Source organism: Flintibacter muris, from assembly GCF_943192995.1.
Taxonomy (GTDB): domain Bacteria; phylum Bacillota; class Clostridia; order Oscillospirales; family Oscillospiraceae; genus Lawsonibacter; species Lawsonibacter muris.
Window position 1 is genome coordinate 20387 of sequence record NZ_CALPCP010000030.1, and the last position, 20866, is coordinate 41252.

The 20866-nt window shown below is 59.6% G+C and carries 24 protein-coding genes; 9 read left to right on the top strand and 15 right to left on the bottom strand.

Going from position 1 to position 20866, the window contains the following annotated elements; genetic code table 11:
- Positions 1 to 9 precede the first annotated feature (9 nt).
- Genes fabF through NFS22_RS17385 form a run of 3 tightly spaced genes read left to right on the top strand, consistent with a single transcriptional unit; the run spans position 10 to position 2199 of the window.
- Positions 10 to 1251: a beta-ketoacyl-ACP synthase II gene (fabF, locus tag NFS22_RS17375; RefSeq protein WP_251318967.1), complete on the top strand. Its 1242-nt coding sequence runs from the start codon at positions 10 to 12 to the stop codon at positions 1249 to 1251.
- 4 nt (positions 1252 to 1255) lie between these two features.
- A complete protein-coding gene (fabZ, locus tag NFS22_RS17380) occupies positions 1256 to 1723 on the top strand; it encodes a 3-hydroxyacyl-ACP dehydratase FabZ (RefSeq protein ID WP_251318968.1) in 468 nt (155 codons plus the stop codon).
- Between the two features lie 35 nt (positions 1724 to 1758).
- Positions 1759 to 2199 carry a MarR family transcriptional regulator gene (locus tag NFS22_RS17385; RefSeq protein ID WP_251318987.1) on the top strand — a complete coding sequence of 147 codons (441 nt, stop codon included), beginning with the start codon at positions 1759 to 1761 and terminating at the stop codon, positions 2197 to 2199.
- A 223-nt stretch (positions 2200 to 2422) separates the two neighbouring features.
- On the opposite strand, the gene NFS22_RS17390 is transcribed toward NFS22_RS17385, so the two are convergent.
- The 4 genes from NFS22_RS17390 to dusB form a co-directional block, all read right to left on the bottom strand.
- A complete protein-coding gene (locus NFS22_RS17390; RefSeq protein WP_251318969.1) occupies positions 2423 to 4495 on the bottom strand; it encodes an elongation factor G in 2073 nt (690 codons plus the stop codon).
- A 174-nt stretch (positions 4496 to 4669) separates the two neighbouring features.
- Positions 4670 to 5470: an anti-sigma factor family protein gene (locus NFS22_RS17395; RefSeq protein ID WP_251318970.1), complete on the bottom strand. Its 801-nt coding sequence runs from the start codon at positions 5468 to 5470 to the stop codon at positions 4670 to 4672.
- The gene (locus tag NFS22_RS17400; RefSeq protein WP_251318971.1) at positions 5467 to 6078 is read right to left on the bottom strand and encodes an RNA polymerase sigma factor; all 612 of its coding nucleotides are present in this window, start codon (positions 6076 to 6078) and stop codon (positions 5467 to 5469) included. Before NFS22_RS17400 ends, NFS22_RS17395 begins: the two co-directional genes overlap by 4 nt.
- Before the next feature lie 15 nt (positions 6079 to 6093).
- Complete coding sequence (gene dusB / locus NFS22_RS17405) at positions 6094 to 7065, bottom strand: tRNA dihydrouridine synthase DusB (RefSeq protein WP_277614844.1); 972 nt, start codon at positions 7063 to 7065, stop codon at positions 6094 to 6096.
- Positions 7066 to 7183: 118 nt separating this feature from the next.
- Between dusB and NFS22_RS17410 the strand changes: the two genes are divergently transcribed.
- From NFS22_RS17410 to NFS22_RS17425, 4 genes are all read left to right on the top strand, one after another.
- Positions 7184 to 8428, top strand: a complete 1245-nt coding sequence (locus tag NFS22_RS17410) for an ATP-binding protein (RefSeq protein ID WP_251318972.1) — start codon at positions 7184 to 7186, stop codon at positions 8426 to 8428.
- An 18-nt stretch (positions 8429 to 8446) separates the two neighbouring features.
- Positions 8447 to 8749 carry a hypothetical protein gene (locus NFS22_RS17415; protein ID WP_251318973.1) on the top strand — a complete coding sequence of 101 codons (303 nt, stop codon included), beginning with the start codon at positions 8447 to 8449 and terminating at the stop codon, positions 8747 to 8749.
- Positions 8750 to 8822: 73 nt separating this feature from the next.
- Positions 8823 to 9458, top strand: coding sequence for a TetR/AcrR family transcriptional regulator (locus NFS22_RS17420; RefSeq protein ID WP_251318974.1), 636 nt, complete (start codon positions 8823 to 8825; stop codon positions 9456 to 9458).
- A gap of 266 nt (positions 9459 to 9724) precedes the next feature.
- On the top strand, positions 9725 to 10960 hold the full coding sequence (locus tag NFS22_RS17425; RefSeq protein WP_251318975.1) for an MFS transporter: 1236 nt from the start codon (positions 9725 to 9727) through the stop codon (positions 10958 to 10960).
- 42 nt (positions 10961 to 11002) lie between these two features.
- Here the strand turns inward: NFS22_RS17425 and rplA are convergent, their stop codons facing one another.
- The 5 genes from rplA to rpmG form a co-directional block, all read right to left on the bottom strand.
- Positions 11003 to 11695: a 50S ribosomal protein L1 gene (gene rplA / locus NFS22_RS17430; protein ID WP_251318976.1), complete on the bottom strand. Its 693-nt coding sequence runs from the start codon at positions 11693 to 11695 to the stop codon at positions 11003 to 11005.
- Between the two features lie 13 nt (positions 11696 to 11708).
- Positions 11709 to 12134, bottom strand: a complete 426-nt coding sequence (rplK, locus tag NFS22_RS17435) for a 50S ribosomal protein L11 (RefSeq protein WP_160635569.1) — start codon at positions 12132 to 12134, stop codon at positions 11709 to 11711.
- A 168-nt stretch (positions 12135 to 12302) separates the two neighbouring features.
- Positions 12303 to 12827: a transcription termination/antitermination protein NusG gene (gene nusG, locus NFS22_RS17440; protein WP_251318977.1), complete on the bottom strand. Its 525-nt coding sequence runs from the start codon at positions 12825 to 12827 to the stop codon at positions 12303 to 12305.
- A gap of 5 nt (positions 12828 to 12832) precedes the next feature.
- On the bottom strand, positions 12833 to 13099 hold the full coding sequence (secE, locus tag NFS22_RS17445) for a preprotein translocase subunit SecE (RefSeq protein WP_251318978.1): 267 nt from the start codon (positions 13097 to 13099) through the stop codon (positions 12833 to 12835).
- A gap of 39 nt (positions 13100 to 13138) precedes the next feature.
- Entirely contained in the window at positions 13139 to 13306 is a 168-nt protein-coding gene (gene rpmG, locus NFS22_RS17450) for a 50S ribosomal protein L33 (protein WP_023346199.1), read from the bottom strand.
- 507 nt (positions 13307 to 13813) lie between these two features.
- Between rpmG and NFS22_RS17455 the strand changes: the two genes are divergently transcribed.
- Positions 13814 to 15070, top strand: coding sequence for an HlyC/CorC family transporter (locus NFS22_RS17455; protein ID WP_251318979.1), 1257 nt, complete (start codon positions 13814 to 13816; stop codon positions 15068 to 15070).
- A 42-nt stretch (positions 15071 to 15112) separates the two neighbouring features.
- On the opposite strand, the gene NFS22_RS17460 is transcribed toward NFS22_RS17455, so the two are convergent.
- From NFS22_RS17460 to NFS22_RS17485, 6 genes are all read right to left on the bottom strand, one after another.
- Positions 15113 to 16099 (bottom strand): M42 family metallopeptidase, encoded by a 987-nt coding sequence (locus NFS22_RS17460; RefSeq protein ID WP_251318980.1) that lies wholly within the window; start codon positions 16097 to 16099, stop codon positions 15113 to 15115.
- A gap of 10 nt (positions 16100 to 16109) precedes the next feature.
- Positions 16110 to 16862, bottom strand: coding sequence for a DUF4253 domain-containing protein (locus tag NFS22_RS17465; protein ID WP_251318981.1), 753 nt, complete (start codon positions 16860 to 16862; stop codon positions 16110 to 16112).
- Between the two features lie 156 nt (positions 16863 to 17018).
- Entirely contained in the window at positions 17019 to 17414 is a 396-nt protein-coding gene (locus NFS22_RS17470; RefSeq protein WP_251318982.1) for a DUF7668 domain-containing protein, read from the bottom strand.
- A 2-nt stretch (positions 17415 to 17416) separates the two neighbouring features.
- Positions 17417 to 18451 (bottom strand): M42 family metallopeptidase, encoded by a 1035-nt coding sequence (locus NFS22_RS17475; protein ID WP_251318983.1) that lies wholly within the window; start codon positions 18449 to 18451, stop codon positions 17417 to 17419.
- A complete protein-coding gene (locus tag NFS22_RS17480) occupies positions 18445 to 19482 on the bottom strand; it encodes a M42 family metallopeptidase (protein WP_251318984.1) in 1038 nt (345 codons plus the stop codon). The genes NFS22_RS17475 and NFS22_RS17480 overlap by 7 nt, the downstream gene beginning before the upstream one ends.
- Positions 19483 to 19607: 125 nt before the next feature.
- On the bottom strand, positions 19608 to 19964 hold the full coding sequence (locus NFS22_RS17485) for a transposase (protein ID WP_251318989.1): 357 nt from the start codon (positions 19962 to 19964) through the stop codon (positions 19608 to 19610).
- Between the two features lie 227 nt (positions 19965 to 20191).
- Between NFS22_RS17485 and NFS22_RS17490 the strand changes: the two genes are divergently transcribed.
- Positions 20192 to 20491 carry a hypothetical protein gene (locus tag NFS22_RS17490; protein WP_478293187.1) on the top strand — a complete coding sequence of 100 codons (300 nt, stop codon included), beginning with the start codon at positions 20192 to 20194 and terminating at the stop codon, positions 20489 to 20491.
- Positions 20492 to 20866 lie beyond the last annotated feature (375 nt).

Here is a 20866-nt window from a genome sequence, read left to right on the forward strand (position 1 = left end):
GTGAAAGAGATGGAAAAGCGCAGAGTGGTAATTACCGGCATGGGCACTGTGAACCCGATAGGCAATACAGTGGCCGAAAGCTGGAGCGCGGTTCAGGCGGGCCGGTGCGGTATTGGACCCATCACCCGGTATGACACGTCAGAGATGAAGGTCAAGCTGGCCGGCGAGGTGCGGGAGTTGGATATCGACGGCCTTTTGGGCAAGCGTGAGGCCAAAAAGATGGACCGCTTCACCCAGCTGTCCCTGATTGCCGCCGGCGAGTGCATGGACGACGCCGGCCTGGACCTGGAGCAGGAAAATCTGGACCGCTGCGGCGTGCTGTTTTCCAGCGGCATCGGCGGCTTTGAAACGGTGGGCGACGCCCACAGGCGGGGAAGCGAACGGGGCTATGATTCGGTGTCCCCCTTTATGATCCCCATGATTATTTCCAATATGGCGGCGGGCCATATGGCCATCCGTTACGGCTTCCGGGGGATGTGTTCCTGTGTGGTCACCGCCTGCGCCGGGGGGACCAACGCTGTGGGCGACGCCTTCCGCCATATCCGGGACGGCTACGCCGAGGTTATGCTGTGCGGCGGCGGAGAGGCGGCCGTCACCCCTCTGGCCATGGGGGGCTTTACCGCTATGAAGGCCCTGTGCGAGAGCACCGACCCTCTGCGGGCCTCCATCCCCTTTGACGCCCAGCGCTCCGGCTTTGTCATGGGTGAGGGGGCGGGCGCCCTCCTGCTGGAGGAATACGGGCACGCCCAGGCCCGGGGCGCCAGGATTTACGCTGAGGTGATCGGCTACGGCGCCAACTGTGACGCCCACCACATCACCGCCCCCGCTCCCGGCGGGGCAGGAGGGGCCGCCTGCATGGCCCAGGCCCTGGCCGACGCCGGTGTGGAGCCGGAGGCTGTAGACTACGTCAACGCCCACGGCACCTCTACCCCGCTCAATGACGAGAGCGAGACGGCGGCCATCCACACCCTGTTTGGGGACCATGCCAAAAAGCTGCTGGTCAGCTCCACCAAGTCCATGACCGGCCATCTGCTGGGGGCGGCGGGGGCGGTGGAGGCCATCTTCACCGCCCTGGCCCTGAAGGAGGGCTTTGCCCCCGCCACCATTGGCTATCAGGTCCCCGACCCGGCCTGCGACCTGGACGTGGTGCCCAACCAGGGTCGTAGCGCACAGCTCCGGATCGCCCTGTCCAACTCTCTGGGCTTTGGCGGGCATAACGCGGCTATTGTGCTGAAAAAGTGGGAGGAATAACACAATGGAGCTGAATATTGACCAGATCGAATCCATTTTGCCCCACCGCCACCCCTTTTTGCTGGTGGATAAGATCACTGAGTGCCTCCCCGGACAGGGGGCCAAGGGGATCAAGTGCGTCACCGCCAACGAGCCCTTTTTCCAGGGCCACTTTCCCGGCTTTAAGGTAATGCCCGGGGTGCTTATTATTGAGGCCCTGGCCCAGGTGGGGGCGGTGGCCATCCTCACTGAGGAGGAAAACAAGGGCAGGCTGGCCCTCTTCGGCGGGATTAAAAACGCCCGGTTCAAGCGGCAGGTCCGCCCCGGCGACGTGCTGGAGCTGCAATGCCAGCTCACTGCCCGGAAGGGGCCGGTGGGCTTTGGCACGGCGGAGGCCCGTGTGGATGGCAGGCTGGCCTGCAAGGCGGAGCTGACCTTTGCCCTCACCGACCGGTTGAATTCCTCTTGCGAAACAGGAGATTCTTTGGTATAATGGCCTCAATTTCAAGAAAAAAGAGGGAGAAGGCCGTGCTGGAAAAGAGCTTTGACCGGATCTATACCAAATTCAAGCTGCACTTTTATCAGGCTGTCTTCTCCAGATTCCAGACCCGGGAGGCCAGCCTGACAGCGGTGGAGACCTTCTGTATGGAGATCATCCGAGCCCTGGAAGAACCTACGGTCAATGAGTTTGCCTCTTTTGTGAACATCTCCTCCCCAAATGCCGCCTATAAGGTAAACAGCCTGATCCGAAAGGGATATCTGGAAAAGGTGCAGTCCCCCAGCGACCGGCGGGAGTACCATCTGCGTCCCACCCAGAAGTTCCATGACTACTACAATCTCAGCAGTTCCTACATTCAGGAGGTCATGGACCGGGTACGTGAGCGCTTCACCCCGGAGGAGGTGGCCCAGATGGACCGGGTATTGGACATTGTGGGCCGGGAACTGATGACGGAAATCAATTTGAAGTAGCACCAGCGAGAATTGTCAAAAAAGCCTCCCTCTTTGAGGGAGGTGGCACGGCGAAACCGTGACGGAGGGAGTTTAGCTGCAGATTTTCGTTGTTTTACTCCCTCAGTCACCGCCTGCGGCGGCGACAGCTCCCTCAGAGAGGGAGCCTAAAAGATGAGCATGATTTTTTAACGCGTTGAAGCGGCACACGGAATTAACCGTGTGCCGCTTTTCTCTACTCTTCTTATTCCTCTGCCATAGCCTTGGCGGCGGCGATAGCTTTCTCCTGGGCGGCGGGGGGGCAGTCCTCATAGCGGACAAAGTGGAAGGTGTAGGACCCCCGGGACTGAGTCATGGCCCGCAGGTCAATGGCGTAGGAGGTCATCTCGGCCATGGGGACCTCAGCCTCAATCACCTGGTCGCCGTCGCCGGTGGGGTTCATGCCCATCACGCGGCCCCGGCGCTTGTTCAGGTCGCCAATGACATCGCCCATGTAGCTGTCGGGCACGGTGACCTTCAGCTCGCCCACGGGCTCCAGCAGCACGGGGTTGGCCTCGGGCATGGCGGCCTTGTAGGCCAGCTGAGCGGCGGTCTTGAAGGCAATTTCGGAGGAGTCCACCGGGTGGTAGCTTCCGTCGTAGAGGACGGCTTTCAGGTTGACCACGGGGTAGCCTGCCAGGGGACCGTGGACGCAGGCCTCACGCAGGCCCTTCTCCACGGCGGGGAAGAAGTTCTTGGGGACGGAGCCGCCGAAGACCTCCTCGGCAAAAACCATCTGCTCCTCATCGGGGTTGGGCTCAAAGCGAATCCACACGTCGCCGAACTGGCCGGAACCGCCGGTCTGCTTCTTATGGCGGCCCTGCTTCTGGATGGTCTTGCGAATTTTCTCACGGTAGGGAACCCGGGTCTCGCTGAGGACGGCTTCCACGTTGAAGCGGCTTTTCAGCTTGGACACCAGCACGTCAATCTGGATGTCGCCGGTGCCGGTCAGCACCATCTGGTGGGTCTCGCCGTTGTTCACCAGAGTGAAAGAGGGGTCCTCCTCGTTCAGGCGGTACAGGCCCTGGGCCACCTTATCCTCCTGGCCCCGGGTTTTGGGGGCGATAGCAACGGAGTAGCAGGGCTCGGCGAAGGGAATCTGCTTGAGGGCCACCACCTTGCGGCTGTCGCACAGGGTGTCGCCCGTCTTCACCTTGTCCATCTTGCCGATGGCGCCGATGTCGCCGCAGCTCAGGTCCTTGACCTCCTCGGCCTTCTTGCCCTTCATCACGTACAGGCGGCCCAGCTTTTCGGTGGCGCCGGTACGGGAGTTGACCAGGGTGAGGTCGGAGGTGATGTGGCCGGACATGACCTTGATGAAGGAGTACTTGCCGTACTGGTCAGAGACGGTCTTGAACACAAATGCGGTGGGCACGCCGCCGGGAGAGACCACAAACTCCTCGGTCTCGCCGTTCTGGAGGGTGGCCTTGTGGTAGTTGCCCTCCATGGGGGTGGGCAGCAGCTCCATAATGTAGTCCATCAGCATCAGGGAGCCCATACAGCTGACGGCGGAGCCGCACAGCACCGGGAACAGGGACAGCTCCCGCACGCCCTGACGCAGGCCCTGGATCATCTCGGCGTAGGTGAAGTCCTCACCACCGAAGAATTTTTCCATAAACTCCTCGCTGGTCTCGGCCACGGATTCCTTCAAAGCGTCGTTGAACTCGTCGATGACACCGGCCTTGCTTTCAGGCAGCTGGATCTCCACCCGCTGGAGCTTCTGCATCTCATAGGCCCGCTTGTTGAGCACGTCGATAATGCCGGTAACCTTTTTGTTGTCGTCCCAGATGGGGACCACCAGGGGGGCAATCTTGTTGCCGTATTTCTCACGCAGGGCCTCGAAGGTGGCGTTGTAGTCGGAGTTGTCCTCGTCGGTCTTGGATATGTAGATGAAGCGGGGCATATTCCGCTCCTCGCAGTACTTCCAGGCCTTCTCCAGGCCCACGGAGATACCGTCCTTGGCAGAACAGACGATAATGGCGGCATCGGCGGCCCGCAGGGCCTCCATCACCTCGCCGGAGAAGTCGAACCCGCCTGGGGTGTCCAGCACGTTGATCTTACAGCCCTTAAACTCCAGGGGAGCCACGGCCAGGGAGATGGAGATCTGGCGCTTGACCTCCTCGGGGTCGTAGTCGCAGACGGTGTTGCCGTCGGTAGCCCGGCCCATGCGGTCCAGGGCCTTGGTCATGTACAGCAGGCTCTCGGCCAGGGCGGTCTTTCCGCTGCCGCCATGTCCGATGAGGGCCACGTTGCGGATGTTTTGTACAGAATAGCTCATAGTTGGTTCCACTCCTTATCGTTTGAGTATCGCCCTGAACAATACCCGTTCAAGGGGCGTTACACGCTATTGGTTATTATACATGAAAAGAGGCATTCTGACAACTGTTTTTTTGAGGGATTTTGGCCGAGGGTGAAAACGGCCCTCCGCACTGGGCGGAGAGCCGTTTTCGTTTCATCCCCTCCGCACAATCAGAGCGCACCGCGCCCCAGTCGGAGAGGGAAAAATCTCAGTAGTTCCAGCAATCATACCCTGCTCGAAGGCCAGCTTCTCAATCGCGGCCAGCTCCTCCGCGGTAAGCCAGGTGTAGACGTCTCCGCCAGCCTCCTCATCATAAACCACTGCGGCGTCCGGGGGGAGCACCTCCTCCGCGCCCTGGGGCAGGCGGTCCAAAATCAGGGTGACCTCCGCATAGGCCCAGTCGCCGGAAAGGCCGTCCGCACTGGAATCAGGAAATGCTTTCTGCGCGTCCAGCGGCGCCTCATCCATGGCCTCCGGGGCGGCGTAGGCGGCGATCTGAGGGGCGTCTCCGTCCTCCGGCAGGGCCTCGCAGGCGGAGACATCTTCAAGCTCCTCCGCCGCGTCCCGATTGAAGCTACGCACTGTCACATCCATTATTTCTCTCTTGTCCAAATACCGGGGCCTGGATGCGCCGTACAGCCCCACCGCCAGCACCAGACAGGCGGCCAGCCCGGCCAGGGCCCGGACCTGGGGCCGCTTGAACAGGGGGATCACCTTTGGCTTTTCCTCCGCCCGGATGCGGTCCATCACGCCCTGGGCAAAGCCCTCGGGGGCGGGGACCTCCTCCAAATGGGCAAAGGCCTCCCGGGCCTCCTCCATCTGCTCCCAGACAATCCGGCATTGGGCACAGCCGGCAAGGTGCAGCTCCACCTCCTCCGCCTCATCCCGGGTCAGCTCCCGGTCCACGCGGGCGGAGAGCAGCTCATAATACCGGTCACAGGCCACGGGCTTCACCCCCTTTCTTCCTTCTTTACCGGTTTAGACGGCATCTTCCAAAAAAAGTTCCCGTCCTCCAGCAAAATTTTTCGCAGATTCATCCGGGCCCGGGCAATGCGGGACTTCACCGTCCCCAAATCCAGGTCCAGCTTTTCCCCAATCTCCTGGTAGCTCAGCCCGGACAGCTCACGGAGCACCAGAATCTCCCGCTGCCAGTCGGGCAGCCGGTCCAGCCCTTGGGCCAGGGCCCGCCCCCGCTCCGACTGTTCCAGCAACCGCTGAGGGTCCTGCTCCCAAAGAAAGGGCTCTGCCCAGCCGCTGTCCGGGTCGTCCAGCGACACCGACGGCTCCACCGCCTCCCGCCGCTTTTTCTTCCGCAGGTAGTCGATACACACGTTTGTGGTCAACCGGTACAGCCAGGTGGAGAAGAAGCTCCCGCCCCGAAAGGCGGGCAACCCTTGCCACGCCTTGACAAAGGCCTCCTGAGCCAGGTCCGCTGCCTCCTCCCGGTCACCCACCAGCCGCAGGGCCAGGGAAAAGACCTTATTCTGATTGTCCAGCACCAGCTGCTCAAAGGCGGACTGGTCGCCCTTTTTCGCCCGTTCCACCAGCTCCTGGTCAGTCACGGCAGTTCCCCCCTTCTAACACAAATCCCGCTTGATGCCCGCCGTCACCCGGTAGACGTCCTCCAGGGTGGTAATTTTCACAATCTGCTCCTTATAATACCCCGCGTGGGGGACCCCCTTCAAATACCAGGCGTACTGCTTCCGGGCCTCCAGGCAGGCGATCTTCTCCCCCTTGTTAGCGGCGGCCATCTCAAACTGGCGGACGGCAGTGTCACACCGCTCCGAGAGGGGAGGGAGGTCCGGGATAGGCTCTCCCCTCAAGGCCGCCCTGCACTGGGCGAACAGCCAGGGGTTGCCGAACACCCCCCGGCCAATCATGGCCATGTCCGCCCCGGTGTATTTCAGGATACGGGGGGCATCGGTCCCCTTGAACACATCCCCGTTGGCAATAACCGGAATGCTCACCGCCTTTTTGACCTCACGAATCCAGTCCCAGTTGGCGGTTCCGGCGTACATTTGCACCTTGGTCCTCCCGTGGACGGCCACAGCGGACACCCCGGCCTCCTCCATGGCTTTGGCGAACTCCACGCAGTTGATGGAGCCCTTGTCCCAGCCCAGGCGGAATTTCACCGTCACCGGGCATTTGGCTCCTTTAATCACCGCTTCGGCCACCCTGACGGCTAAATCGGGATTTTTCATCAGCCCGGAGCCGTCCCCGGAGTTGGCAACCTTGGGGACGGGACAGCCCATGTTGATATCAATCATGTCCGCCCCGGACACCTCATGGGCAATGGCCGCCCCCTCCTCCATGCACACCGGATCGCTGCCGAAGATCTGGGCGGCGGCGGGGGTCTCGTTCTCACCCATCTGCAAAAGGGGGATGGTTTTTTTATCCTGATAGCACAGGGCTTTGGCGCTGACCATTTCTGTACAGGTAAGCCCCGCCCCCTGCTCCCGGCAAATCGTCCGGAAGGCCATATCCGTCACCCCGGCCATGGGGCCCAGGGCCAGGGGTGTTTCGATTTCAATTCCTCCAATGGTGACCATAGCTACCTCGTGAAAAAAGATTTTTTCCATTGTATCATGTCCACTGACCGTTGACAAGAGCTGTTCCAACCATTAAAATGAGAAAAACGATACTTTATCACAGTGAGGAGAGCAAACCATGGAACTGAAGGCTTTACATGCTGCCCTGATGGGCATCTCCGCCCACCGGGAACTGCTGGCCCCCCTGACCGGGGTGGCTGGGATGGTGAGTGAGAACAGCGGCCCCGATGTCCGTGTGATGGAAAACGCTGAACGGCTGCTGCACTTTTTAAAGCACGGTTACGGGGAGAACGCCCTGGATTTCTACATCCGTCTGTTCCATTCCCTGCGTCTGGCAGGCTGCGAGGGGCTGGGGGACTGGCTGTGGGACTTTCTGCGGTATAATGAGACCCTCTACTCCCGGCTTATCGACCAGGGGAAATCCGATCCCGCCCTGGAGAACGCCGCCCGGCGGGACATTGAGACGCTGGTCCTGCTGGCTGAGACCGACTGCGACCGCTTTATTGACGCCATGAAGCCTCTGCTGGGCAATGAGTACGCCACAGTGCTGGCCGGACTGCCCAGATGGCGGGCGGCGGCCCCCTTTGACTTTGACTCTGTCACCCAATTTTACAAGGACCACGGGGCGGGTCAGTTCGCCAAATACCGGGCCTTTTTATGGGAGGACGGCCAGCTGATCCCGGTGGCCGACCCGGACTGTCCCCATCCGGAGGAGCTGCTGGGCTATGAGTACCAGCGGAGCATGGTGGAGCAGAACACCCGGCTGATGATGGCCGGGCGGCTGGCCAACAACGTGCTCCTCTTCGGCGACGGCGGCACCGGCAAATCGGCCACGGTGAAGTCCATGCTCTACCTGCCCGGTATGGAGGACCTATGCCTGATAGAGGTGGAAAAGGAAAACCTCACTGGCATGCCCAATCTCATCCGCTCTCTGGCCGGGCGGCGGCAGAAGTTTATCCTGTTTATTGACGACCTGGCCTTTGACCAGGACGACAAGACTTACTCCGCCCTGAAAACCATTCTGGAGGGTACCCTGGAGAAGCGGCCCGCCAACGTGTGCATCTGCGCCACCTCCAACCGGCGGCATCTGGTGCGTCAGACCTTTGCCGACCGGGCGGGGGATGAGGTGGACACCTTTGAGACCATCTCGGAAAAAACCGCCCTGGCCGAGCGCTTCGGCCTGCGTATCCCCTACCTGACCATGAACAAGGCGGACTATCTGGCCCTGGTGGACCATCTGGCCGCCCGGGCGGGGGTGGACATGCCCGCCGACCGGCTCCATGCCCAGGCCATGACCTGGGAGATCCGCCACGCCGGGCGAACCCCCCGGGTGGCCCGGCAGTTTGTGGCCAGCCTGGCATAGCAAAGAAAGGATATCAATATGAAAAACGTTGTACTCAGCGCAGATGGGGACCGGGTGGTCTACTCCGTACCCGACGCAGTCGCCAGCCGGTTGGAGGACTACTGTATGGAGTTCTGCTGTCATTGGCTGCCTGACAGCCCTCATGCGCAGCGATATCGAATCAACGGTGTCTTATGCTACAACGAGGCGGATTTCATTGACTATCTCAACCGGTGGCTTTTTCCGGACCAGCCGTCTGTGCTGGTGGAAAACCTGGGGTGGATCCAATTTGACCAGCAGCTGCCTGAGCCCTACCGGAGCTGCCCGCAATTTAACTTCTGACTCTTGACAGCCCGCAGCAACCATGTTATCATCATACAGACCGCCGGTCTGTATTTAGAAGGGAGGGGCCAGAATGGCCCGGAACAAACACCCGGAGCAGACCATACAGCTCATTCTGGACACCGCCTCCCGGCTCTTTTTCCAGAAGGGCTACGACCAGACCACCCTCCAGGACATCATCAACGCCACCAAGCTGTCCAAAGGGGCCATCTACCACCATTTTGCCTCCAAGGAGGCAATCATCATCGCCGTGGTGGACCAGGTGGGAGAAGTACAACGTGCCGTACTGGCAGAAGTTCGAGACCGGAAAGGTCTCACCGGGGCGGAGAAGCTGCGGGAGCTGTTCCGCACCTCCATGCAGTTGTCCTTCCAGGGGAAGATTCTCCACATGCTGCCCTTCCTCATCGAAAACCCCAAATTCATGACCCTCCAGATGCAGAGTATCCTGGGGGAGGCCGCCCCGGATTATGTCCTGCCCGTCCTGCGGGAAGGTATCGCTGACGGCTCCATCCGGACCGATCACCCGGAGGAGTTGTCCGAAGTGCTGCTCCTGATGGCCGATCTGTGGCTCCACCCCATTCTTCGGCCCAGCACCCCGGAGCAGGTCCGGGCCCGGTGCGCCTTCTTCAACCAGTTCACCCGGCAGTACGGCTTTGAGCTGCTGGACGGGGAGATCATCGACGCGATGGTGGAGTTCTGCCGCACCTGAAGGCTGCACAAAGAAGCCTCCCTTTGCAAGGGGCCCTGATGCCGTAGCAGGCAGGATCATGGAGGACCGGCGCGCCAAGGTTGGCGCGCCCTACAAAATAAAACTGCCTATAGCAATCATCAGATTTGCTGGCATATGTAGGGGCGGCTTGTGGCCTCCCACCTGTCACAGGCAGACCTGTTTGTTTCTGAGGGCGGCCGCTGGCCGCCCCTACTCAGCACCTTATACAAACCGACGGTCGGTTTCATTCAGAAAGGAGCATATCTATGGAAGCACAAAAAAGCACACTGTTCACCCGGGACTTTACTCTGGTGGTCATTGGCCAGATTATCTCTCTGTTCGGCAATGCCATCCTCCACTTCGCCCTGCCCCTGTACCTGCTGCGGGAGACCGGCTCCCTCACCCTCTTTGGCGCAGTGAACGCCTGTTCCTTTGTCCCCATGCTGCTTATGGGCCCCATTGGCGGCACGGCGGCGGACCGAGTAAACAAGCGGAACGTGATGGTGGTCCTGGACTTTCTCACCGCCGGGCTCACCCTGTGTTACTGCCTGCTGTGGGGCAAAGTCCCCCTGGTTCCTCTTATTATTGTAACGCTGATGCTGCTTTACGCCATCGCCGGGGCCTACCAGCCCGCCGTTCAGGCCAGCCTGCCCCTGCTCCTGGCCCCTGACCATCTCACCCAGGGCAATGCCGTCATCAATATGGTGAACACCCTGGCCAATCTCCTGGGTCCGGTTCTGGGTGGGGTCATCTTTGGCCTTTGGGGACTGGGCCCCATTCTGGCCATTGGCGGTGTGTGCTTCTTCTGCTCGGCGGTGATGGAGATTTTTATTCATATCCCCCATGTCAAGCGTCCCCGTTCGGTCGGAGTGCTGGCTACAGCGGCCCAGGACCTGTCTGAAAGCTGGCGGTACATCTCCAGGCAGCGGCCTGTGTTTCTGTCAGTAACGCTGGTGCTGGCCGCCTTCAATCTGCTGATGTCGGCGGCCATGATTGTGGGGGTTCCCGGCCTGATCGCCGGAGTGCTGGGAATGAGCGACGCCTACCTGGGCCTGACCCAGGGGGCCATGGGGCTGGGCGGCCTGCTGGGCGGAATGCTGGCCGGAGTACTGGGAAACCGTCTGCGTCCCCGGCATGGGCCGTTATTTATGCTGCTGTGCTCGGGGATGGCGGGGGTGATGGGGCTTGCTATGCTGCCCGGTGTGCCCGCCCTGGTCAGCTATTGGGTGCTCACCGCCATGTCCCTTTCCACTATGTCCGCCGCCATGATGTTCACCATTGTGCTCCTCACTCTGGTCCAGTCCCAGGTGCCCGGCCAGCTGCTGGGCAAGGTGATTGCCTGCATCCAGGCGGTGGCCAACTGCGCCTCCCCCTTGGGCCAGGCAGGGTACGGATTCCTCTTTGACCATCTGCCCCCTTGGACCATCCTGCTGGGGGGAGCCGCCCTGTCTGCTCTGGTGGCCCTGGGGTCCCGGAGGGTGTTCCGGCAGCTGGAGGCATAAAAAATCCCCCGACCTGGTCGGGGGATTACTATGTCAGTCAAATCACACCAGCTTGGCGCCGTTGACCTTGACGCCGGGGCCCATGGTGGAGGCCACAGTACAGCTCTTGATATACTGGCCCTTGGCGGCAGCGGGCTTGGCCTTGATGATGGCGCCCATGAGGGCGGAGAAGTTCTCGCTCAGCTTCTCGGGGCCGAAGGACACCTTGCCAATGGGGCAGTGGATAATGTTGGTCTTGTCCAGGCGGTACTCCACCTTACCGGCCTTGATCTCGTTGACGGCCTTGGTCACGTCCATGGTGACGGTGCCGGCCTTGGGGGAGGGCATCAGGCCCTTGGGGCCCAGCACCTTACCCAGACGGCCCACTACGCCCATCATGTCGGGCGTGGCGACCACAACATCAAAGTCGAACCAGTTTTCCTTCTGGATCTTCTCCACCAGGTCCATCTCGCCTACAAAGTCGGCACCGGCCTCACGGGCCTCGTCAGCCTTGGCGGCCTTGGCGAAGACCAGCACACGCTGGGTCTTGCCGGTGCCGTGGGGCAGGACGATAGCGCCGCGGACCTGCTGGTCGGCGTGACGGGAATCGACGCCCAGCTTCACGTGGAGCTCCACTGTCTCGTCGAACTTGGCGGTGGCGGTGTCCACCACCAGCTTCATGGCGTCAGCGGTGTCGTACAGAGCGTTCTTGTCAATCTTCTTGACGCTCTCCTTGTATTTCTTTCCTCTAAACATTCCTGAACCCTCCTTAGTCGCCCACCAGGATGCCCATGGAGCGGGCAGTGCCGGCGATCATGCTCATAGCGGCTTCGATGGAGGCGGCGTTCAGATCGGGCATCTTGGTTTCGGCGATCTTGCGCACGTCCTCCTTGCTGATGGTGGCGACCTTGTTCTTGTTGGGCACGCCGGAGGCCTTGTCAATACCGCAGGCCTTCTTAATCAGTACGGGAGCGGGGGGAGTTTTGGTGATAAAGGTGAAGGAGCGGTCGGCATAGACGGTGATGATAACGGGGATAATCAAGCCCACGTCGTTCTTGGTCCGCTCATTGAACTCCTTGGTAAAGGCGGCGATATTAACGCCGTGCTGGCCCAGGGCGGGGCCCACCGGGGGGGCGGGAGTCGCCTTGCCGGCGGGAATCTGCAATTTTACGTATCCAGTTACTTTCTGTGCCACGAAAGAGCACCTCCATTTGAAAATGTGGTAGTTTGGCGGAATCCGGGGATTCCTCCCACTGTTGGGGTCCTGTTTTGTAGGGCGCGACGACCCCGGCGCGCCGTTTTGAAACAACCCGGATTATGACGGCGCGCCGAGTCGTCGCGCCCTACACCGGACAGACCATTGTCACGCGTTCGCGGGTTCCACCTGGTCCAGCTCCAGCTCCACGGGGGTTTCGCGTCCAAACATGGACACCACCACCCGGACCTTGCCGTTGTCCAGGTCGATCTCGTCCACAGTGCCCAGGAAGGACTCCAGGGCGCCGTCGGTAATGCGCACGGTGTCGCCCAGCTCGTAGCTGACCACGACCTCCCGCTTTTCCACGCCCAGGGCGGCCACATCGGCATCACTCAGGGGGATGGCCTTGTTGCCCTCACCCAGAAAGCCGGTGACCCCCCGGATGTTGCGCACCACATGCCAGGTCTCGTCGTTCATCACCATCTTGACCAGGACATAGCCGGGGAACACCTTGCGCTCCACGTCCTTGGGGCCGCTGTCCGTAATCTCGGTGACTGTCTCCAGGGGGATGCTGATCTCGTGGATCAGCTCGTGCATGTTGCGGTTTTCGACATACTTCTCGATGGTGGCCTTTACCGTGTTCTCATAGCCGGAGTAGGTGTGGACCACGTACCAGTTCGCGTTGTCCGCCATCCGCGTCACCCTTTAAACGCGCCGATGAGCAAACTGATCGCCTCGTTGGCCACAAAGTCGAACAGGGCGATAAAGATACCAACCACAATCACGCAGGCAATGACGATCAGGGTATTGTTGATGGTCTGCTTGCGGGTGGGCCACTGGACCTTTTTCAGCTCGCTCTTCATGTCCCGGAACCACTTGCCCGCGCGGGCAAAGAAGCCGGGCTTGGCATTCTTGTCGGACTTCTTGTCCTTTTTGGCCTGGACGGCCTTTTCGTTTTCAGCCATTACTAAACTTACCCTTCTTTCCTTATGGCCTTACGCCAATCACTTCGTCTCATTGTGAACGGTGTGCTTCCTGCAGAAGGGGCAGTATTTGTTCAACTCCAGACGGTCAGGGGTATTCTTCTTGTTCTTAAAGGTATTGTAGTTTCTCTGCTTGCACTCAGAGCACCGCAGGGTGATCTTGATGCGCGCGCCGGCCTTTGCTGCCATTTGTTCGGCACCTCCTTTTTTATTTGACAGACTTTTTTGATCCCGTTTTCCAAACAAAAACGCCGGATACGGCCTGTCCATGCCGAAATCCAGCGTTAAAGGGCGCAATAACCCGCCCAAAAGCACGGTGGAAATTCGGCTGCTGCCTCCCTGTGTCCTGGCGATCAGGTGGAGGGGTCCGCACGGCGGACACCGTATCCGCGCACGAAAAATAAGCCCCTTTTCACAGGTATTGCCTACTATATCACGCCTGTTCCCCGCCGTCAAGAGGTTTTTTGCCTTTTTCGTTAAAATTTTGTGAAGGTTGGGCCGGCTGGTGAAAATAGGTTTGCATTCCAAATACAGGTGTGGTATACTCCTGATTCATAGCAATCTTCAAAATTGCAGCCGGCGGACCGCCGAAGGCGGCGGCAGGGACTGGCCCGTTTGTCAGGATTTTTGGCGTTTGCTATCAATATACCCCGTCTTCCGGCGGGGCAAACATAAAATTGGAGTGATTTCTTCCTTATGGAAATAGACAGTACCAGCGTTGCTATGCTTATTACCCTGCTGATCCTGGTGGTCATGTCGGCCTATTTCTCCGCCACCGAGACCGCCTATACCTCCCTCAACCGCATCCGGCTGAAGACCCGGGCGGAAAACGGCAGCCGCCAGGCGGAGAAAACCCTGAAGCTGGCCGAGGAGTATGACAAGCTGCTGTCCACTATCCTTATTGGCAACAACATTGTCAACATCACCGCCACCACCGTGTCCACCGTGCTGTGTACCAGGTGGTTTCATCAGTACGGCCCCACCGTGGCTACGGTGGCCCTCACCGTTATCATCCTGATTTTCGGCGAGGTCACCCCCAAGAGCCTGGCCAAGGAGCGGCCGGAGGACTTTGCCATGTTCGCCCAGCCTCTGCTCAAGCTGCTGATGGTGGTGCTCACGCCGCTGAACTTTCTGTTCACCCAGTGGAAAAAGCTGATGAGCAAGGTCTTTCGGGCCAAAGGGGACGACGGTATCACCGAGGAGGAGCTGGTGGGCATGGTGGACCAGGCGGAGACCGAGGGCGGCCTGGACGAGCACGAGAGTGACCTGATCCGCAACGCCATTGAGTTTAACGACCTGGAAATCTCCGACCTGCTCACCCCCCGTGTGGACCTGACTGCCGCCGAGGAGAACAGCACCATGGAGGAGCTGGCCTCCCTCTTCGCCGAGACGGGCTACTCCCGCATCCCCATCTACCACGAGACGGTGGACAACATTGTGGGTTTTGTCCACGAGAAGGACTTTTACGCCGCCCGGCACCGGGGCGAAACCCTGCTGTCCAACCTGAAATCCCCGGTGTTCTACACCACCGGCAATACCAAGGCCTTTGAGCTGCTGCGCATTTTGCAGAAAAACAAGGTCCACATGGCCGTGGTGGTGGATGAGTACGGCGGCACCCAGGGCATTGTCACCCTGGAGGACATTCTGGAGGAGCTGGTGGGCGAGATCTGGGATGAGCACGACGAGGTTATTGAGATTTTTCAAAAACAGCCCGACGGCAGCTATCTGATTGCCTGTTCCGCCGATCTGGACGACATGTACGATCTGTTTCAGGTGAAGGGGAACTGCGACGCCGCCACCGTCTCCGGCTGGGTGCTGGAGCAGGTGGGCAGAGTTCCCGAGGCCGGGGACACCTTCCAGGCCGAGAGGCTGGATGTCACCGTCACCCATGTGGAGCACCGGCGGGTGCTGGAAATTCAAGTACGTGTTCTGGAGGACACCGAAGAGAAATAAGCCCAGGCCCCCGTCTGTTGGACGGGGGCCTGTTGTTCTCATTTATCTCTGGACAAAGGCGGCCAGCAGCTGTACGCAGGCCTGGGCGTCCTCCAGGTCCGCCGTCTCCGCCGGGGTGTGGATATACCGGCAGGGGATGGAGACGCCCCCTGTTTTTACCCCGCAGCGGGTGTTCTGGATGGCCCCGGCGTCGGTCCCTCCCCCGCGCAGAATATCCCGCTGGACGGGAATGTTCCGGGCTTGGGCAGTTTCCTCCAGCTTTGCCACCACCTCCGGGTGGCAGATGACAGAGGAGTCCATCACCTTTACCGCCGCTCCTGCGCCCAGCCGGGTGGTGCCGTTCTTTTCAGAACCGGGGGTGTCGTCCACATCTGTGACATCCACCGCAATGCCAATATCCGGTTCCACCCACCAGGAGGCGGTTCTGGCCCCCCGCAGGCCCACCTCCTCCTGGACGGTGAAGACCATACACAGGTTGCAGGCGGGCTTCCTGATCTGCTCCAGGGTGCGCAGAAGGACGGCGCAGGCGAGACGGTCATCCAGATAGGGGCCGGTCACCCGGCTCCCCTGGACCCGGATTGGGACGTCATAGACGCAGGTGTCCCCCACCTGGACCAGCTTTTTGGCCTCTTCCCCGTCTCTGGCGCCGATATCAATAAAGCACTCGTCCAGCTTCAGCTTGCCAAAATCGGCCTTCTCCTCCGGGACAAACACACCCTTGACGCCGTTTTTGAACCGCACCGCGCTGTAAGCCGCCTCCTTGGGAGAGATACCTCCCAAACGGCCCGCCCGGAGAAAGCCCTCCTTCTCAATGTGGGTGACGATAAAGCCGATAGCGTCCATGTGGGCGGCCAACATCACCAGGGGGCCCTCCCCCTTTTTGCGGACAATCAGGTTGCCCAGGGTGTCGGTTATCACCTCATCCCCATAGGGCTTGGCCAGCTCTTCAATCTTCTCCCGGACGCCCCCCTCGTCCCCGGAGGGGCCGTGGGTCTGGTTCAGGGCCTGTAAAATGTCAATCAGTTCCATAAAACCTCCATCAATCCCACCAGAAGTACCAATAATTCGATTTCGCCAGCCCATCGGCCAGCGTGCCTATCGTGCCGACGCCCTGCTCTACGATGTCAGCGCAGAAGAAATACTGCTCCAGCGCCACTTCCATGGCCTTCTCCTGGGGCACCGGGGCGGGGAGAGCGTATTCCAAAACGTCGGCAGACATGACCGCCGGCACTGCACCGTACTGCTCAAACCAGTACTTGGCCGCCGCCCTCTGCTCCTCCGGCGAAGGGCACTCGTTCCACCCGCCGAAGGGCAGATAAGCAAAGACCTCCCAGGGCGCCCTCACCGGAAGCTCCGCCAGCACCGCGGGCTGAACCTGTCCCCGGTAATCTGTCAGGCTGAGGAACTCGGTAATCTTCTGTCCCTTGGACATATCTCCACCCATCACTTCATTCAAATGCTCCGTCAGCTCCTCCTGGCTGAGGTCCTCGCACCACCCCTCCCGGGCATCCGCCTCGAAGCGGCGGAGCATTGCTTTGCCGTCCTCAATGGGGATGTTGGCCATCTCCTGACGGAAAGCTTCCAGATCGCCGAACATTTGGGCCATATTGCCCCACTCGTCCAGCACCAGCAGGATTGGGGTGAAGCCCTCCCGCTTCCCCCGCTCCGCGGCCTCGTGGTAAGCGGTCATAATGGAGGCGGTGTCCTTCCGGGGCGGCAGATAGGTGCAGGGACAGCCCAGGGCCTGCTCCAACTGCTTTGCCTGTTCTTCAAAGGTCAGTTTTTCGCTCATAACGCTCACTCTCTTTCTATCTATACATAAAATTTAAAATTGCGGACCTTTTTTTGCAGGGCGTGACCACTGGGCACACCGCAAACTCGATCAGGCGGCGCGCCGAGGTCGTCGCGCCCTACAGATGGTGCGCATTTTGATGCTTGTTGTAAAACGTTACATTACATGCACATCAAGGAAGACGGGCCGCAGGCCATCTCCCTCATAGAAAAAGTCCATTTGCAGGGTCATGTCGGTCAGCTCACCACCCGAGGCCAGGTCATAGTCCGCGTGAAACCCCCTGCCATCATCGAACCAATGGTAAAAATTCAGTTGTTGGTAGCAAGGGTTTGTGGGGATGGTCACTCGCTCCTCGGTCCAGTGGTCAATGGGCGGGGTTTGCTCCCACCCCCACATCTGAAAAACCTCCGCAACATTGTCGCCCAAGGGTTTCGGTATCCCATCGCCCAGCTCCGCCAGCTTGGGAATATCGTCGTAACGCTCCTCCGCCAGAGCGTCCACCACCTGTTTCAAAATTTCGATTGCTTTTTGCTCCGCAGTCTGTCTGTCCATCTTTATCCCTCGTCCAGCCGCTGGGCCATCTCGGCCAGAAACAGCCGGGTCAGCTTCAGCATATTTTCAAAGTCGGCCACGCTGCCCACGCTGGCGGGGGCGTGGAGGTATCGGGTCGCGGCGGACATGGCGGCCACCCTCACCCCGGCCTTGGTGCGCTGGATGGTACGGGCATCGTTGCCGCCGGCGATATACTCCTTGGTCTGCCAGGGAATGCCGTTCTCTTCGGATAGGCGGCGTAATGTCTCAAAGAGCTCCCGGTCGTAGATGGTGGAGCCGTCCATGTAGGAGATCACCGGCCCCTTTCCGGGGGCACACACCCGGCGGTGGTCCTCCACGCCGGGCAGGTCGGCGGCGGTGGTGGTCTCCAGCACCAGGGCGACTTCCGGCATCACCGAGAAGGCCGCCCCGAAGGCTCCCCGGGTGCCCACCTCCTCCTGGGCGGTGAAGGCGAAGACCACATCCAGGGGCAGCTCCTCCTCCAGCAGCTTAAGCATGACGGCACAGCCCACCCGGTCGTCAATGGCCCTGGCCTTGAACAGGCCGTCCCCAAACTCCTCCGGCTGGCAGACAAAGGCGCCGTAGTCCCCCAGCTCCACCAGCTTTTCGGCGGCGGCCTCATCCTTGGCCCCAATGTCAATATAGAGCGATTCGGTTTTGGGCGCCTTTTTCCGCTCCTCTTTGGTAGTCAGGTGGATGGCTTTCAGGCCAATGACCCCAGGAACCTTGTTGTGCCCAATGACCACCGGCTTGCCGATTGCTACCCGCCGGTCCACCCCGCCCACAAAGTCGAATTTGAGAAAGCCCTCGTCAGTGATGCGGGTGACAATCACCCCCACCTCGTCCATGTGGGCGCAGAGCATCAGCTTGTTTCCGGTGGACTTTTTGCCCTTTTTAAAGGCAATCAGGTTTCCAATGGTGTCGGTATGGAAGTGGGCGGCGTGGGGCGTAATCCGGCTGACCAGATAGCGGCGCACCTCATCTTCCTCACCGGACACGCCGTTGAGGCGGCACAGTTCTTTTAAGGTGCTCAGCATGTCTCTTCCTCCTCTCCCAAGCTCTCCACAAAGGCGGCCAGCAGTTGGGCCGTGGCCTCCAGGTCCTTCTTGCTCACCACCTCCAGCGGGGTGTGCATATACCGCTCCGGGATGGACAGCACCGCCGTGGCCACCCCCTCCCGGCTAACCTGGATGGGCCAGGCGTTGGTGCCGCTGGAGCCGGACATGACCTCAATCTGAACGGGCATGTCCCCCTCCTCTGCCAGCTCCTTGAGCCGGCCTGACAGGGAGCGGGCGCAGTTGGGCCCCACCCCGATGACCGGCCCGCCCCCCAGCTTGAAGGTCTCGTGTTTGGAGGCGTCCGGGCTGTCCCCGTGGGTGACGTCCACCGCCACGCACAGGTTGGGGGTGATCTCATAGGCGGCGGTGACGGCCCCGGTACTGTGGGTCTCCTCCTGGGTGGAGCCCAGGACGTATAAATCCACGCTCAGTTCCTTGCCTTGCAGCCGCTCCAGCACGTCCAGCAGAACGGCAAAGCCCGCCCGGTCGTCCAGGGCCTTGCCGCACAGCAGCTCCTCTCCCAGGGGGGCACAGCCTCCTCGGTAGGTGGCGGGGGTGCCAACCGGGATGCGCTGTTTCGCTGCCTCCTGAGACAGGCCCACATCGATATACAGATCCTTGATAGGCAGGGACTTGTCCATATCCTCCGCCGTTTGGACGTGGGGGGGCAGGCAGGCCACCACCCCGTGGACCGGCGGCTCGGTGAGCAGGACCACCTCCCGGTCAGGGAGCATCCGGGGGTCCACTCCGCCCAGGGGGGCGAAGCGGAGGAAGCCCTCCTCGCGGCCGGTGACAATCAGGCCGATTTCATCCAGGTGGGCATCCAGCAGCAGCCGTGGGGCGTTCTCCCTGCCGCACCGGCGCACCCCAACCACGCTGCCCAGCCGGGTGGTGTATACCTCGTCCGCCAGAGGGCGCAGCAACTCCGCCGCCGCCTTCGCAACGCTTTCTTCAAAGCCGCTGGGCCCGGACAGGGTACACAGGCGGCTCAATGTCTGTTCATAGTTCAAGTCGGAAGACCTCCGTTTCTCACTTTAGCGTTCCAGGATATTCTTATCTTAATACGAAACAGCCCCAGAAGCAAGCACAGAAATCAATTTTGACGCTGTAGGGCGCGTTGGTCCCGGCGCGCCGTTCACATATCTCGCCTTAAGTCTTCGTTCCGTATCTGTTTCACCAGTTTTTGCAGCACTTTGTCCAGAATGCTGACCCCCGTTTCGTCCTTCTCCGACCAAACACGGAAATGGTAATACACACTCTGCCATTTGGGATAATCACTGGGCAGCATCCGCCATTGTATTCCACCCTGGATTACGTACAGCACTGCACAAAACACATCATACAAATCATATTTTCGGGGCCGGGTTGTTTTCTTTGCCCCTTCCAAATCCTCCCAGATCAGCTTATATTCTTCCCGGCTGATATCACTTGGGTATTGATGCATTTTCCCCAGCTCCCGCTTGTTTTTTCCTATTATCTCCCACTCCGCCATTTTTGTCAAAAGATTTTAAACAGGCTCTTAAAGAGATAATCTAAATTCACCATAAATTTTACTGGAAAATGGTTGATTATCTCAAAAAAGCCTTGATTTACGGGCATACACGCAGGATTTCAAGCTGAATTTACTACCAATTTACTACTTTTGAGGGAAAGAGCCTTGATATGCCGCCCGGAACCCTGCAAGCCCAAACACCAGCACATAGCATTGAGAAAGAATAAATGAAAACTGAATACGACGCAAACGCGGCGTTTCTCTATCCCTACACGGGAGAACAGGAACGCCGCTTTTTTTATGCCCTCATCCCAATGAGTGAAAAAGTGTATGAAGCGTTGGGGCGCGTGTTGGAGAACCGCAGGGGAGCGAAAGCGACCACGATTGACGGTTACAACAATTTCCTTTTCCTCAACCGGGACGGCTGCCCGAAAACGAATGTGAATTATGCTACCATGTTTCGGGGGCTTGCAAAGAAGTACAACAAGACCCATGAGGAAGCCTTACCCAAAGTAAAGCGACCCTAATATGGTCACCAGCAGAAAGCCCCATCTTTGATAACAATGTTGCGGGAACTTTCAGTTGATAAGGTACAATAAGTTGCGCAAAAAAAGACAAGGTTTGCAGCTCTCTGGTAGAATGAAGTAGCGACACACCATTCTGAGAGGAGACAACAAACCATGTCAGAGAAGATTGTACAGCTAAATGAAGAAGTAATCAAGGGTCAACTTAAGGAGCTGTAGGAGTACAATACATGTTGGACAAAAGAGGAAGAAAAAAGTAGAAGGATGAGGCCATATCGGTTAAAGTTGAGTTGTCACACTTAGAAGCTGTACCAATAGGCTAAAGCCTTTTTAACAAAGTGCGAAAAGCGGCAATCATGCAAACCGCCTGAGCAGATT

Bases quoted from the DNA above. Each gene is read 5' to 3' on its own strand.
- fabF (WP_251318967.1), top strand. From the start codon at position 10: ATGGAAAAGCGCAGAGTGGTAATTACCGGCATGGGCACTGTGAACCCG.
- fabZ (WP_251318968.1), top strand. From the start codon at position 1,256: ATGGAGCTGAATATTGACCAGATCGAATCCATTTTGCCCCACCGCCAC.
- NFS22_RS17390 (WP_251318969.1), bottom strand. From the start codon at position 4,495: ATGAGCTATTCTGTACAAAACATCCGCAACGTGGCCCTCATCGGACAT.
- dusB (WP_277614844.1), bottom strand. From the start codon at position 7,065: ATGGTCACCATTGGAGGAATTGAAATCGAAACACCCCTGGCCCTGGGC.
- NFS22_RS17410 (WP_251318972.1), top strand. From the start codon at position 7,184: ATGGAACTGAAGGCTTTACATGCTGCCCTGATGGGCATCTCCGCCCAC.
- NFS22_RS17415 (WP_251318973.1), top strand. From the start codon at position 8,447: ATGAAAAACGTTGTACTCAGCGCAGATGGGGACCGGGTGGTCTACTCC.
- NFS22_RS17420 (WP_251318974.1), top strand. From the start codon at position 8,823: ATGGCCCGGAACAAACACCCGGAGCAGACCATACAGCTCATTCTGGAC.
- NFS22_RS17425 (WP_251318975.1), top strand. From the start codon at position 9,725: ATGGAAGCACAAAAAAGCACACTGTTCACCCGGGACTTTACTCTGGTG.
- rplA (WP_251318976.1), bottom strand. From the start codon at position 11,695: ATGTTTAGAGGAAAGAAATACAAGGAGAGCGTCAAGAAGATTGACAAG.
- nusG (WP_251318977.1), bottom strand. From the start codon at position 12,827: ATGGCGGACAACGCGAACTGGTACGTGGTCCACACCTACTCCGGCTAT.
- secE (WP_251318978.1), bottom strand. From the start codon at position 13,099: ATGGCTGAAAACGAAAAGGCCGTCCAGGCCAAAAAGGACAAGAAGTCC.
- rpmG (WP_023346199.1), bottom strand. From the start codon at position 13,306: ATGGCAGCAAAGGCCGGCGCGCGCATCAAGATCACCCTGCGGTGCTCT.
- NFS22_RS17455 (WP_251318979.1), top strand. From the start codon at position 13,814: ATGGAAATAGACAGTACCAGCGTTGCTATGCTTATTACCCTGCTGATC.
- NFS22_RS17460 (WP_251318980.1), bottom strand. From the start codon at position 16,099: ATGGAACTGATTGACATTTTACAGGCCCTGAACCAGACCCACGGCCCC.
- NFS22_RS17465 (WP_251318981.1), bottom strand. From the start codon at position 16,862: ATGAGCGAAAAACTGACCTTTGAAGAACAGGCAAAGCAGTTGGAGCAG.
- NFS22_RS17470 (WP_251318982.1), bottom strand. From the start codon at position 17,414: ATGGACAGACAGACTGCGGAGCAAAAAGCAATCGAAATTTTGAAACAG.
- NFS22_RS17475 (WP_251318983.1), bottom strand. From the start codon at position 18,451: ATGCTGAGCACCTTAAAAGAACTGTGCCGCCTCAACGGCGTGTCCGGT.
- NFS22_RS17485 (WP_251318989.1), bottom strand. From the start codon at position 19,964: ATGGCGGAGTGGGAGATAATAGGAAAAAACAAGCGGGAGCTGGGGAAA.
- NFS22_RS17490 (WP_478293187.1), top strand. From the start codon at position 20,192: ATGAAAACTGAATACGACGCAAACGCGGCGTTTCTCTATCCCTACACG.